This window comes from Halomicrobium urmianum (assembly GCF_020217425.1).
GTDB classification, from domain to species: domain Archaea; phylum Halobacteriota; class Halobacteria; order Halobacteriales; family Haloarculaceae; genus Halomicrobium; species Halomicrobium urmianum.
Genome location: NZ_CP084090.1, coordinates 1,741,847 through 1,754,885, shown reverse-complemented (window position 1 = coordinate 1,754,885; position 13,039 = coordinate 1,741,847). Strand labels below are relative to the sequence as shown.

The window sequence follows — 13,039 nt, the reverse complement described above, 5'->3', positions numbered from 1 at the left end:
ACCTTAAACCTCTCCCCGACGAACCCACGGGTATGAGCGACAACGAGGGACGGAAGAACCTCCGCATGCCGGAGGACGACGAGGTGTTCGCAGTGGTAACGGACATGCTCGGCGCCAACCGCGTGAAGGTCCGGTGCATGGACGGGACGGAACGGACTGCGCGCATCCCGGGCAAGATGCAGAAGCGCATCTGGATCCGGGAGGACGACGTCGTCCTCGTCGAACCGTGGGACTGGCAGGACGAGAAGGCCGACATCACCTGGCGCTACGACAAGCAGGAGGCCGATCAGTTGCGCGAGGAGGGTCACATCCAGGAGTAGCCACCGCATGATCGCCACGTTCGCCCGGGGACAGCGATGACCGACGAGGCGGAGTTCGGCCTCCTCGACGAGGAGGAAGCCGAGGGCGTCGGCGACGAGTGGGAGGAGATCGACGTCAGCGACACGGAGGCCGACCGCATCGCCCGCAAGCGGGACCGCGAGTTCAGCGAGTTCCGCAAGCGCATCAAGGACGCCGACCAGTTCAAGGTCGAGGCCAGCGTCTTCGACGACGCCACCTACGGCGCCCTCTACAAACTAGTCCAGGACGGATACATCGACGCCTTCGGCGGCCCCATCTCGACGGGCAAGGAGGCTAACGTCTACACCGCCCTCTCGGGCGACCACGAGGTCGCCGTCAAGGTCTACCGCATCAACGCCTCCGACTTCACCGACATGCGGGGCTACCTCGACGGCGACCCCCGCTTCGAGGGCATCGGGAGCGACAAGAAGCAAGTGGTGACGGCGTGGGTCCGCAAGGAGTTCGCCAACCTCCAGCGCGCCCGCGGGGCCGGCGTGCGCGCCCCCGAACCCATCGCCGTCGAGCGGAACGTCCTCGTGATGGAGTACATCGAGACCGACGGCGACCGCGCCCGCCGGCTCAGCGAGGTCCAGATCGAAAATCCAGAGACCGCCTTCGAGGTCGTCCGAGAGTACATGCGCCGTCTCTACGACGCCGGCCTCGTCCACGGAGACCTCTCGGAGTACAACGTCGTCATCGAGGACGGCGAGCTGTACGTCATCGACCTCGGCCAGGCCGTCACCGTCCACCACGGCAACGCCGACGAGTTCTTAGAGCGGGACTGCGAGAACGTGGCGAGCTTCTTCGCCCGCCAGGGGATGGACGTCTCCGCCGACGACCTCTACGACTTCGTCACCCGCGCCGACGAGGACGGGGAGGAGTGAATCCCGTCGCGGCCAGCCGCGTTCGTCCGCGGATCAGCCGTTAGCACGCTCGGCTCGCTGCGTTCGCCACGCCCACGCTATCTCGGTGGACGACCAGATCGCGAGCCAGATAGCGATCAGGACGACGAGCAGCGCGGTCGACGACAGCATCCCGAGCGGCCGGGTGAGCGAGACGAGAGCGGGGTACGTCGAAGCGGCGACGACCGCTGCGACGGCGAGTCCGATCAGGCAGCAGGAACAGTGCCCGACCGCATTCGTCCAGGTGGTCTCGGAACGCACTGGCTCGCGCGGGTGCTCCCCTCCGCTGTCGCGGGGGACGGACATGCATGACACCTCTGTTGGTTGTTAACTCTACACAACCATAGCGGTTGTGGAAAACCGTTATCTTCCTGTGGCCGGGCGCGCTCCCTGTCCTGGCACGTCGCTTCCGACCCGTTCCGACAGCACAGCGCGCGTCGACCCCGCAGGAGCCGAGGCGACAGCGTTTTGTCGACCGGTCGACTACTACGGATCGATGACGTCCGCTCCCGCGTGGCCGTGGCGCTGGCAGGCACCGGGAGCGGACAGTGTCGCCGGTCGCGGTGGCGCGGCCTAACCGCGCCGGCCGGCCGCGGCGCTCACTCGCTTCCTCGCGCGTATCGATCCACGAGCGACAGCCACCAGTTACGACAGCATGACAGACGCCGACGACGCAGACAGCACAGCCAGCGCGACCGACGCGAACGCCAGCGCCGGGGGCCCGAACGGACCGACCGGCACGGAAGCGAGCGCCGCGGACGACGACTTCACCGTCACGCCCTACGCGGTCGAGGGAGAGGTCGACTACGGGAGGCTCCTGGAGCGGTTCGGGGCGGACCGCCTCACCGACGAACAGGTCGAGCGCTTCCCGGACCACCCGCTGCTCCGGCGGCGGATCTACTACGCCGGCCGGGACGTCGATCAGTTCCTCGACGCCGCCGAGGCGGGCGAGACCCACTCGATCGTCACGGGGCGCGGCCCCTCGGGACCGATGCACCTGGGCCACGTGATGCCGTTCTACCTCGCGAAGCGGATCCAGGACGAGACGGGCGCGCGCGTGTTCGTCCCGCTCTCGGACGACGAGAAGTACCTCCTGAAGGAGCAGTCAAGCGACGAGATCCGCGAGCACGCGCGGGACAACCTGAAGGACCTGCTCGCGGTGGGCTTCGACCCGGAGCGGACGCGCTTCGTGATCGACGGCCCCGACGCGGACGCCGTCTACCCGACGGCGACGCGCGTCGCGAAGCGCGTCACGCAGTCGACGGTCGACGCGACCTACGGGGAGCCGCCGAACGTCGGTCTGTCGTTCTACCCCGCCGTCCAGGCCACCCACCTGCTGCTGCCCCAGTTGCTCCACGGGTCCCATCCGACGCTGGTCCCCGTGGCCATCGACCAGGACCCCCACGTGCGGGTGTGCCGGGACGTCGCCGGCAAGGAGGCCTTCGACGTGCAGAAGCCGGGTGCCCTCCTGGGCAAGTTCCTGCCGAGCCTCGACGGGCCGGGCAAGATGAGTGCCTCGGACGACGCGCCGGGCATTGAGTTGACCGACGACCCCGACGATGCGCGGGACAAGATCGCGCAGTACACCTACTCCGGCGGTCGCGTCGACGTCGACGAGCACCGCGAGCACGGCGGCGACCCCGAAGTCGACGTGGCCTACCAGCTCCTCTATTACTTCCTGGAGCCCGACGACGAGCGCGTCGAACGGCTCGCGAGGGAGTACCGCGACGGCGAGCTACTCAGCGGCGAACTGAAAGAGATCGCCGCCGAGCGGCTCGGCGAGTTCCTCCGGGACCACCAGCGGCGGCGCGCGGCGCTCGGGCCGCTGGCCGAGGAGCTGGCACCCTACCGACTGACCGACGAGGAGCGGGCGCGGCTGGGCGCGACGGTGGTCTAGACCCGCCCGCCGCGAACCCGCAGAGGGGCGTTCACGGACCGCGCGACGGCCGGCCAGCCCACAGACGAAGGCTTAACTTCCCACACGCGTTACTGACGAATATATTATGCAACACGTGAAGATTCCGCAGGACCGCATCGGTGCGCTGATCGGTGAGGGGGGTGAGACCATGCGCGAGATCGAGGAGCGCGCTGAGGTCCGCCTCGACATCGATTCGGAGACCGGGTCGGTCAAGGTCGAGTCCGTGGGCGACCCCGTCAAGGGGCTGAAGGGGCCGGACGTCGTGAAGGCCATCGGCCGCGGCTTCAACCCCGAGGACGCCCTCCGCCTGCTGGACGACGAGATGATGATGCTCGACGTCGTCGACATCGACGCCGCCACCCGTAACCGCAACGACTTCACCCGCCAGAAGGGCCGGCTCATCGGCGAGGGCGGGCGCACCCGGGAGCTGATGGAGGAGCTGACCGGCGCCGACGTCGTCATCTACGGCTCGACGCTGGGCATCATCGGCGGGCCCGAGCAGGTCGACGCCGTCCGCGAGGCCGCCGAGATGATCCTCGACGGCGCGCCCCACGGCTCCGTCTACTCGTTCCTCGAGCGCCGCCACAACGAGATGAAGGCCAACGATCTGAACTACCACCAGTTCCCCGGGTAGCGGCTCGCTTTTCGCTTCCGGTCGACGTCAAGACGGGTGCTGGTGTTTGATCTTCTCCGCGACGGTCCCCGGGACGGGCGTCAGGCAGTCCTTGCACTTCCAGGTCGGGTAGCGGCCGGACTGCTCGCGGACGAGGTCCTGCCGGTACCGGAGGGTCGCGCCGCAGGTGCAGGAGTGGGTCGCGGAGGACATGTTCGATACGAGGGCCGAGACGCGCTTAAATCGCCCGCCGGAAGCGGGTCGGCGTCGGATACCCTGTCGGCCGACCGGCTGCCCGCCTTCGATTCCGCCGTGAACGGTCGCAAAGTATTAACGGGGATCAGTCCATGGTACCCAATCGCCGGGGGTCACAATGAGTGGGGACGACGCCGGTAGACGACGGGGCGGGGACAGCGCGTCGACTGAGCTACAGGGAGAGCCCGGGGGTGGGGACGGCGAGCGCGTCGAGGCGGTCGTCGACAGGCTCCGGGAGCTCAGGACCGACGACGAGCGGCGACGCCGGTCCACCGAGGAGGGCGTCCTCCTCGACCAGATGGCGGAGGTCGAGGAGCGGCTGCTCGCGTTCGGTCGGGCGCTGGGGGGCGATCCCGACGACGCGAGCGACCTGCCCTTCACCGAGGAGGCGGGCCGGGACGGGATGCCCGAGCCGCTGTACGTCCGCCACGACCGGACCCTGCTCAACCAGATCACGAGCTGGCTGCTGCAGGACCAGCACATCGGCCAGATCAGCCCCTACGGCACGGGCAAGACGGCGCTGCGGGAGATCCTCGAGCGCGACCTCGGCCAGTGGGAGGAATTCGCCGTCGCGAGCGTGACCAACCCGCTCGAGACGACGCCGCGGGCACTGTACGAACGGGTGCTCCGGACCGCGGCCGAGGCAGGCTACGAGATCGACCCGGACGACTACTGGCAGGTCCGCGACGGCATCCCGTGGGCCACGGGGGAGGCCAAGCGCGCGGTGGGGGAAGTGGCCGATGCCGCCCGCGAGGACGGCGTGACGCTGCTCGTGCTGATCGACGAGCTGGAGGACCTGCTGTCGGCGCTGCAGGTGACCGGTGACGCCGGCGTCAGGCTGTTCGTCAGCGGGACGCCGGCCGGCAAGGAGCGGCTCTCGGACGTGAAGGCGACGCTGGACTCGCGGCTGCGCTACTACGAGGGGATCGAGCCATTCGGGCTCGAGGACGTCGACGAGTACGTCGCCCGGTCGCTGGCGTACTTCCGGGGGGAGGAGTACGGCGGCGGCTCGCAGGACCTGTTCACGTCGGCGGCGATCGCCGACGTCCACGAGCGGACCGGGGGCAATCCCCGCGAGGTCCGCCTCGAGTGCCGGGAGCTGTTCACGCGTGCGGCGTTCGTCTGGTACCGCACCGGCCGGGACGTCGAGCGGATCAACGTGACGCCGGAACTCCGCCACGGCCGGTTCGGCATGGAGCGATAGCACCGTCGCGGGTGGCATGGGACGGCGCCCGCACCGCGGCCGGTGGGGTGAGCGCGGCGGTGGGGGAGACGGGGAGAGATACCACTTAAACAGCTCGTACCGGCCGCCGAGCGGGGGGCGCGTCCGACGTCCTGTGGGTGGATGATCGTTCCGGGACCGGTATTTTTATATAGAATCACATTCAATCCTTCGAGTGACTATGAGTCAGCGCCAGATGGGTAATCAGCCCATGCTTGTACTGTCGGAGGAGTCCCAGCGGACCTCCGGCAAGGACGCGCAGTCGATGAACATCACGGCCTCCCAAGCCGTCGCCGAGGCCGTTCGGACCACGCTCGGTCCGAAGGGCATGGACAAGATGCTCGTCGACGACATGGGCTCCGTCGTCGTCACGAACGACGGCGTCACCATCCTCGACGAGATGGACATCGAGCACCCGGCCGCCAACATGATCGTCGAGGTCGCCCAGACCCAGGAGGACGAGGTGGGCGACGGCACGACGACGGCGGTCGTCATCGCCGGTGAACTCCTCTCGAAGGCCGAGGAGCTCCTCGACCAGGACATCCACGCCACAATCCTTGCGCAGGGGTACCGCCAGGCCGCCGAGAAGGCCAAGGAGATCCTCGAGGAGCAGGCCATCGAGGTCACGCCCGAGGACACCGAGCAACTCGAGAAGGTCGCCGCCACGGCGATGACCGGCAAGGGCGCAGAGTCCGCGAAGGACGTCCTCGCCGAGCTCGTCGTCCGCGCCGCCCAGTCCGTCGCCGACGACGGCGTCGTCGACACCGACAACATCCAGATCGAGACGGTCGTCGGCGGCTCCATCGACGAGTCCGAGCTCGTCGAGGGCGTCATCATCGACAAGGAGCGCGTCCACGAGAACATGCCCTACGCCGTCGAGGACGCCGACGTGGCGCTGCTCAACACCGCCATCGAGGTGCCCGAGACCGAGCTGGACACCGAGGTCAACGTCACCGACCCCGACCAGCTCCAGCAGTTCCTCGACCAGGAGGAGCAGCAGCTCCAGGAGATGGTCGACCAGATAGCCGAGAGCGGCGCCGACGTCGTCATCACGCAGAAGGGCATCGACGACATGGCCCAGCACTACCTCGCTCAGGAGGGCATCCTGGCGGTGCGCCGGGCCAAGAAGTCCGACATCGAGGCGCTCTCGCGGGCCACGGACGCTCGCATCGTCTCCAACGTCGACGACATCACCGAGGAGGACCTCGGCTACGCCGGCTCCGTCGCCCAGAAGGACGTCGGCGGCGACGAGCGCATCTTCGTCGAGGAGATCGAGGACGCGAAGTCCGTCACGCTCATCCTCCGCGGCGGCACCGAGCACGTCGCCGACGAGGTCGAGCGCGCCATCGAGGACTCGCTGGGCGTCGTGGCCGCCACGCTGGAGGACGGCAAGGTCCTGCCCGGTGGCGGCGCGCCCGAGACCCAGCTCGCGCTGGGCCTGCGCGACCACGCTGACTCCGTCGGCGGCCGCGAGCAGCTGGCCATCGAGGCCTTCGCGGACGCCATCGACGTCGTCCCGCGCACGCTCGCCGAGAACGCCGGTCTCGACCCCATCGACTCGCTGGTCGACCTGCGCAGCAAGCACGACGGCGGCGACACGTCCGCCGGCCTCGACGCCTACACCGGCGAGGTCGTCGACATGAACGAGGACGGCGTCGTCGAGCCCCTGCGCGTCAAGACGCAGGCCGTCGAGTCCGCGACGGAGGCCGCCGTGATGATCCTCCGCATCGACGACGTCATCGCCGCGGGCGACCTGAAGGGCGGCGCCGGCGACGACGACGAGGACGAAGGCGCTGGCGGCCCCGGCGGCGCGCCCGGCGGCATGGGCGGCGGCATGGGCGGCATGGGCGGTGGCATGGGCGGCATGATGTAGGAGCGGTCGCGGCCTCTGGGAGCGACCCGTGAGGAACAGCGAGGTCTGAGCAACGCGAAGACCTCAGAAAGGCGAGCGGGCCTCCGGCCCGCGAGCAGTGAACTCGGCCGTCGACACCGTCCGCCACACCGCCTGACCGAATCGGCCCGCGACCGAACCGACTGCGGTTTTTCTCGTCGCCGACTGCCACAGCGACCGCTGTCCGCGACGACCCTTCGAAGTCCGGCCCCGAATACTCGTCACTCGCCCGCTATCCGGTCGTCGCTCTCCGGTTCGTCATCTTTCAACTACCGACGACTTATATACTAGTCTATCAAGTCGCACAGATATGGTTGGGGGACTACCGACACGAACGGTTGGGGGAACGAACGCACGGCGCGCGCTCACGACGGCCGCGATCGTCGCAGTAGTCGCGTTCGGCGCGACAGTCGCCGGGACGGCGGTCGTCGGCGCGCAGTCCGACGGGCCCGTTCTCAGCGTCGGTGACGCGTCGGTCGATCCCGGCGAGACGTCCGCCGTCGCCGTCACGCTCGACAGCGCGCCGAAGGGCGTCGCCGGGTTCGACGTGAACGTGAGCGTCGCCGACCCGTCGGTGGCGACGGTGACGAACGTCTCGCTGGGTGAACCCTTCGATTCGCCCGGCGGCAGCAGCGGGGTCACCTCGGACGGATCGACCGCGGTCCTGCTCGTCGCCGACCTCGGGGAGAGCGTCCAGTCCGACGCCTCGGACGTGACCTTCGCGACGGTCACGGTGCGCGGCGAGGCGGACGGCTCGACGGCCATCGAAGCGACCGTCGACGGCGTCGACAACGACGACGGGGGCGACGTCGAACCCGCCGTCGAGAACGGCTCCGTGACCGTCGGGGACGTGCAGACGTCGGACGAGACGGCCGGGTCAACCACGACCAGCGGCTCCGGACCCGGGTTCACCAAGATCGTCGCTCTCTTCGCGCTCGTGGCCGGCAGCCTGATCGCGAAGCGCAGGGCGTAGGACCGCGGGCGAGCCCTCGTTTCTCGCCGGACGCGTCGCGGAGCGAGGGCTCGCGCTCCGCGTGAACGAGACTCACGGAATGTTCTTTTGTGCCCGTCGCCGACAGTCACGCGATGGAACACAACACCTACACCTGTCTGAACTGCGGCCGGGAGTTGAGCTACCAGACTACGAAGCACAACGGCTGCGCGAGCTGTGGCTTCCTGCCGCGCCACGGCGCGGACTGAGCGGCCGGTCCGTTCCGGTCGCTCGTCTCGGTAGAGACGACGGGCCGCGGTCGCTACGGCGCGCCGGCGAGGACGAAGACGGTGTCCTCGTCCGTCTCGACCTGCCGCTCCTCGTCCGGTGCGAGCCGGAGCGCGTCGCCCGGCTCCATCTCGATCGCCTCGCCCTCGACGGTGACCGTGGCCGACCCCTCGACGAGGACGTAGATTTCTTCTTGGCCCTCGTCGGCGTGGTCGTGGGCCATGCCGGACCAGTCCGCGGGCACGTCCAGCACCGACACGCCCAGGTTCTCCGCCTCCAGCGGGTCGCGCAGGAAGTGCAGTCCCTCACTGACCGGGTCGACATCCTCGTAGTTGACTTTGGATGCCATCACGCGGTTGCTCGTCCGCCTCGGCAAAGTGCGTTCAGGTCGCGGCGGAAGAGACGACGGGCCGGCGCGAGCGGGGACCGGTCAGTCGTCCGCGGCCGCGGCGACCGTCGGGTCGTCGGTGAGGTCGGCCTCGCGCCAGGTGCCCCGCTTGAACCAGGCGTAGGCGAGCAGGGCGGCGAGGGCGTTCGAGACGGCGAAGCCGAGCCAGATGCCCCGCGAGCCGAGCGAGTGGGCGAAGGCGTCGGCCACGAACGTCCCGGCGAGGACGTCGGTCTGGAACGTGCCGAAGCCCGGAATCGGAACCGAGACCACGGAGACGTCGACGACGCGGGAGGCGACCCAGGCGACGGGCAGGCGGATGAACCCGAGCATCAGGATGGCCAGCGCGGCGGAGATCAGCACCTTGCCGGACCCGCGGAAGCCGCCGGAGTAGGCGCGGACGACGCCGATGAAGCCGAAGGTCGGAGCGACCCAGCGGAGGAACTCGGCGCCGACCCGGACCACTTCGGGGTCGTCGCTGAACAGCTGGACGACGGCCGGGGCGACGAAGAACACGACCACGCCGACGGCCGCGAGGATGAGGAAGGAGGCCTTCGCGGCGAAGTGGTTGGCCGTCTCGGCGCGGTCGGGCTCGCCGGCGCCGATGTTCTGCCCGGTCATCGTCTCGACGCCGCGGTCGACGGCGATAGCGGGCATGAAGATCAGCGAGAAGATCCGGGTGCCGACGCCGAACGCGGCCACGACGGGCGTGGAGAAGGTGCTCACGACGACCAGCATGAGGTTGACCGAGATGGATCGACCGGTCCCCTCGATGGAGGCGGGCACGCCGATGCGCACGAGCCGGGGGACGTACTCGGGATCGGGCACCATGTGTCTGGGTCGGATCTTCACGCCGCGGTGACCGCGGAGCATGATCCCCAGGCCGACGACGAGCGCCACCGCACGCGAGAAGATGGTCGCGATGGCCGCGCCCTCGACGCCGAGTTCGGGGAAGCCGATCGTCCCGACCAGCGGGAGCCCCTCGGCGACGGTCCACCCGAAGATGAGAAACGGGTCGAGGATGACGTTGAGTACGACCGTCCCGAACATCACGAGCATCGGCGTGATGGTGTCGCCCGCGCCGCGCATCAGCGCGATGAACACGAGGAACCCGAACATGGCCGACAGCCCCAGCGACATCACCTCGAGGTAGGCCGTCGCTCCCGGGAGGACCGCCGGGGACGCCCCCAGCAGTGCGAGGAACTCCTCGACGAAGAAGTAGCCGACCACGCCGAGCACCAGCGAGACGATCACGGCGAAGGTGACGGTCTGTGAGGCCGCGTACTGGGCCTTCTCGGGCTCGTCGGCTCCGGTGTGCTGGGCGACGAGGACGCTGCCGGCGACGGAGACGCCCATCCCCAGCGAGATGAGGAAGAACACGAGCGGGAAGCCGAAGCTGATCGCAGCCAGCGCCTCGGTGCTGTACTGGCCCAGCCAGAAGGTGTCCGCGAGGTTGTAGGCGACCTGCAGGAGGTTCGTGACGATGATCGGCAGGGAGAGGAAGAAGAGGGGCCGGCCGATGTCGCCGCTGGTGAGCTCCAGATCGTCCTGGCCCTTGAACAGGCCGTCGAGCCGGTCGGCTACGCGCCGGAGCGCCCGTCGCGCGCTCACGCGTGCACCTCCCGGTCGGCCAGCAGGCGGCTCTCGACGTACGACTCGAAGACGGCCATCGCGTCGTCCGGGTCGGCGCCCGCGACGACGTGACGGGACTGGGCGCCGTCGGCCAGCGTCAGGACGAAACGGGCGACAGCGTCGGGAACGGCGTCCTCGCGGTAGACGCCCTGATCGACGCCGGCGGCGACGGCCGCGGACACGTTCTCGCGGATGTGCTCGTCGAACGCGGCCAGTCGCTCGCGGAAGGCCTCGTCGTAGGGGGCTTGGGCCTTGATCTCCAGCAGCGCGGTCCGGAACTCGCGGATGCCGTCCCCGGGCGGGTGCAGCACCTCGTCGACGAACGTGCGCAGCTGCTCGTCCGGGTCGCCGTCGGGGTCCACCGTCCCGACGCGGTCCGTGAAGTGCTCGAAGAGGTGGTCGAGGAACGCCAGCATGAGCCCGTGCTTGCTCTCGTAGTGGTAGTGCAGCGACGCCTTGCTCCGGTCGGCCTCCGCCGCGATGTCGCGCATCGTGAGGTCGGCGTAGCCGTGTTCGCAGAGAGCCCGGAAGGCGGCCTGCATGATGTCTTCGGAGGGCTCGCTCATTGACGGTATTTGACTAACCGGTCAGTCAAGAACCTTTGGAAAGGGTGCCGAGGCTGGTCGGACCGCACCGCGGCTACGACGGGTCTTCCCGCCGGCTACTCAACGTCCAGTTCGAACTGCTCGTTCTCGCTGGCGGCGTTGAGGACGACGCTGGTGTTGGACTCCTTGATCTCGGGGTCGGTCAGGAGCTCCTTGATCTGGGCGTTCATCCCGTCGGTGTCGGTGAACTTGCCGACGGCGATGATGTCGTAGTCGCCGGTGACCTCGTAGACGGAGATCATCTGCTTGTGCTGTCTGAGGGTCTCGGTGACCTCCGGCAGCGAGGAGCCCTCGACCTTGAGCTGGACGATCGCGGTGACGTCGTACCCCAGCGCGTCGTAATCGACCTTCGGGGTGTACCCGTCGATGATCCCCTCCTCTTCGAGCTCTGAGAGGTGGTTCGAGACCGTGGTCACGGAGACGTCCAGCTCCTCGCCGAGGCTCCGCAGGCTGGCGCGGCCGTCGCCGAGGAGTTCATTCACTAGCTTCCGATCCAGATTTTCATACGTCATTACACGCCGAAACGTACCCCGGGGATTAGAATTTTACGAATATCCAATTCCGATAGACGAGTGCGTAATGTTTGCGCAAAAGGGCAGCCCTTTAGTAATAGCGACAGTCTTCTCCGGTGTCCAAAGATGACAAGCGAACTCTCCGACGAGGCACAAGCGGTACTCGACGAAATCGAGGAGAAGAACGTAGACTTCCTGCGCCTGCAGTTCACGGACATCCTGGGGACGGTCAAGAACGTCTCCGTGCCGGCCGAGCAGGCCGAGAAGGCGTTCACGGAGGGCATCTACTTCGACGGCTCCTCCATCAACGGCTTCGTCCGCATCCAGGAGTCCGACATGCGCCTGGACCCGGACCCGTCGACGTTCGCCGTGCTCCCGTGGCGCAACGACGAGGAGAGCGCCGCCGCACGGCTCATCTGCGACGTGATCGACACCTCGACCGGCCAGCCCTTCGCCGGTGACCCGCGCGGCGTCCTCAAGCGCGCCATCCAGCGCGCCGAGGACATGGGCTACACGGTCAACGCCGCTCCCGAGCCCGAGTTCTTCCTGTTCGAGGAGGACGAGGAGGGGCGCGCGACGACGAAGACCAACGACGCCGGCGGCTACTTCGACCTCGCGCCCAAGGACCTCGCGCAGGACGTCCGCCGCGACATCATCTACGGCCTGGAGGACATGGGCTTCGACATCGAGGCCAGTCACCACGAGGTCGCCGAGGGGCAACACGAGATCAACTTCACCTACGACGACGCCCTCAGCACGGCCGACAACGTCGCCACCTTCCGCGCCGTCGTCCGCGCCATCGCGGCCGAGCACGACCTGCACGCGACGTTCATGCCCAAGCCCATCGCCCGCATCAACGGTTCGGGCATGCACACGCACTTCTCGCTGTTCGAGGACGGCGAGAACGCGTTCCACGACGAGGACGACGAGTTCAACCTGAGCGAGGAGGCCAAGCAGTTCACCGCCGGCATCCTCGACCACGCCGAGGCGCTGGCCGCCGTCACGAACCCGACCGTGAACTCCTACAAGCGCCTGGTGCCGGGCTACGAGGCGCCCGTCTACGTCGCCTGGTCCGACCGCAACCGCTCGGCGCTGATCCGCAAGCCCGCCGCCCGCACTCCGGCCGCCTCGCGCATCGAGGCCCGCTTCCCGGACCCGTCGTGTAACCCCTATCTCGCCTTCGCCGCGCTCATCCACGCCGGCCTCGACGGCATCGAGCGCGACCTCGACTGCGACGACCCGGTCCGCGAGAACATCTACGAGTTCGACGAGGCCAAGCGCGAGGAGTACGGCATCACCACGCTGCCGTCGAACCTCGGCGAGGCCGTCGAGGCCCTGCAGCAGGACGAGGTCGTCCAGGACGCCCTCGGCGAGCACGTCTACGACAACTTCGTCGAGGCCAAGACCCAGGAGTACGAGGAGTACATCGTCGAGGTCTCCGACTGGGAGATCGACCGCTACCTCGAGAAGTTCTAGATTCGCGTCTCGGCTCTCGTCGGTGCGTTCTGCGGCTTTCGCTCGTCTCTCACCGTTCGCTTCTCGC

General features: G+C 68.3%; 14 protein-coding genes. 8 read left to right on the top strand and 6 right to left on the bottom strand.

Annotation, left to right across the window (positions count from 1 at the left end):
* The first annotated feature begins 32 nt into the window (after window positions 1–32).
* Together eif1A and rio1 are read left to right on the top strand one after the other, a co-directional pair.
* Window positions 33–320, top strand: coding sequence for a translation initiation factor eIF-1A (eif1A, locus tag LCY71_RS08530; RefSeq protein WP_225332735.1), 288 nt, complete (start codon window positions 33–35; stop codon window positions 318–320).
* Window positions 321–356: 36 nt separating this feature from the next.
* Window positions 357–1,223 (top strand): serine/threonine-protein kinase Rio1, encoded by an 867-nt coding sequence (gene rio1, locus LCY71_RS08525; RefSeq protein WP_225332734.1) that lies wholly within the window; start codon window positions 357–359, stop codon window positions 1,221–1,223.
* 33 nt (window positions 1,224–1,256) lie between these two features.
* Here rio1 and LCY71_RS08520 read toward each other — a convergent pair whose 3' ends face one another.
* Entirely contained in the window at window positions 1,257–1,547 is a 291-nt protein-coding gene (locus tag LCY71_RS08520) for a hypothetical protein (RefSeq protein WP_225332733.1), read from the bottom strand.
* A gap of 349 nt (window positions 1,548–1,896) precedes the next feature.
* Here LCY71_RS08520 and LCY71_RS08515 point away from each other — a divergent pair, with 349 nt between their 5' ends.
* The gene (locus tag LCY71_RS08515) at window positions 1,897–3,138 is read left to right on the top strand and encodes a tryptophan--tRNA ligase (protein ID WP_225332732.1); all 1,242 of its coding nucleotides are present in this window, start codon (window positions 1,897–1,899) and stop codon (window positions 3,136–3,138) included.
* A 106-nt stretch (window positions 3,139–3,244) separates the two neighbouring features.
* Entirely contained in the window at window positions 3,245–3,793 is a 549-nt protein-coding gene (locus LCY71_RS08510; protein ID WP_225332731.1) for a KH domain-containing protein, read from the top strand.
* A 27-nt stretch (window positions 3,794–3,820) separates the two neighbouring features.
* Here the strand turns inward: LCY71_RS08510 and LCY71_RS08505 are convergent, their stop codons facing one another.
* A complete protein-coding gene (locus LCY71_RS08505) occupies window positions 3,821–3,985 on the bottom strand; it encodes a hypothetical protein (protein WP_225332730.1) in 165 nt (54 codons plus the stop codon).
* Between the two features lie 160 nt (window positions 3,986–4,145).
* On the opposite strand from LCY71_RS08505, the gene LCY71_RS08500 reads away from it, so the two are divergent.
* The 3 genes from LCY71_RS08500 (at window position 4,146) to LCY71_RS08490 (ending at window position 8,113) form a co-directional block, all read left to right on the top strand.
* Window positions 4,146–5,231, top strand: a complete 1,086-nt coding sequence (locus tag LCY71_RS08500; RefSeq protein WP_225332729.1) for an ATP-binding protein — start codon at window positions 4,146–4,148, stop codon at window positions 5,229–5,231.
* A gap of 214 nt (window positions 5,232–5,445) precedes the next feature.
* Window positions 5,446–7,122 (top strand): thermosome subunit alpha, encoded by a 1,677-nt coding sequence (gene thsA / locus LCY71_RS08495; RefSeq protein ID WP_225335895.1) that lies wholly within the window; start codon window positions 5,446–5,448, stop codon window positions 7,120–7,122.
* A gap of 328 nt (window positions 7,123–7,450) precedes the next feature.
* The gene (locus LCY71_RS08490) at window positions 7,451–8,113 is read left to right on the top strand and encodes a cohesin domain-containing protein (protein ID WP_225332728.1); all 663 of its coding nucleotides are present in this window, start codon (window positions 7,451–7,453) and stop codon (window positions 8,111–8,113) included.
* A gap of 280 nt (window positions 8,114–8,393) precedes the next feature.
* On the opposite strand, the gene LCY71_RS08485 is transcribed toward LCY71_RS08490, so the two are convergent.
* The 4 genes from LCY71_RS08485 to lrp all read right to left on the bottom strand — a co-directional run bounded on the left by LCY71_RS08485 (window position 8,394) and on the right by lrp (window position 11,496).
* Window positions 8,394–8,708, bottom strand: a complete 315-nt coding sequence (locus LCY71_RS08485; RefSeq protein WP_373325124.1) for a cupin domain-containing protein — start codon at window positions 8,706–8,708, stop codon at window positions 8,394–8,396.
* An 81-nt stretch (window positions 8,709–8,789) separates the two neighbouring features.
* Window positions 8,790–10,358 carry an MATE family efflux transporter gene (locus LCY71_RS08480; protein ID WP_225332726.1) on the bottom strand — a complete coding sequence of 523 codons (1,569 nt, stop codon included), beginning with the start codon at window positions 10,356–10,358 and terminating at the stop codon, window positions 8,790–8,792.
* Window positions 10,355–10,945: a TetR/AcrR family transcriptional regulator gene (locus tag LCY71_RS08475; protein WP_225332725.1), complete on the bottom strand. Its 591-nt coding sequence runs from the start codon at window positions 10,943–10,945 to the stop codon at window positions 10,355–10,357. Before LCY71_RS08475 ends, LCY71_RS08480 begins: the two co-directional genes overlap by 4 nt.
* Before the next feature lie 95 nt (window positions 10,946–11,040).
* Complete coding sequence (lrp, locus tag LCY71_RS08470) at window positions 11,041–11,496, bottom strand: HTH-type transcriptional regulator Lrp (RefSeq protein WP_225332724.1); 456 nt, start codon at window positions 11,494–11,496, stop codon at window positions 11,041–11,043.
* A 126-nt stretch (window positions 11,497–11,622) separates the two neighbouring features.
* On the opposite strand from lrp, the gene glnA reads away from it, so the two are divergent.
* Window positions 11,623–12,972 (top strand): type I glutamate--ammonia ligase, encoded by a 1,350-nt coding sequence (glnA, locus tag LCY71_RS08465; protein WP_225332723.1) that lies wholly within the window; start codon window positions 11,623–11,625, stop codon window positions 12,970–12,972.
* Window positions 12,973–13,039: the final 67 nt, after the last annotated feature.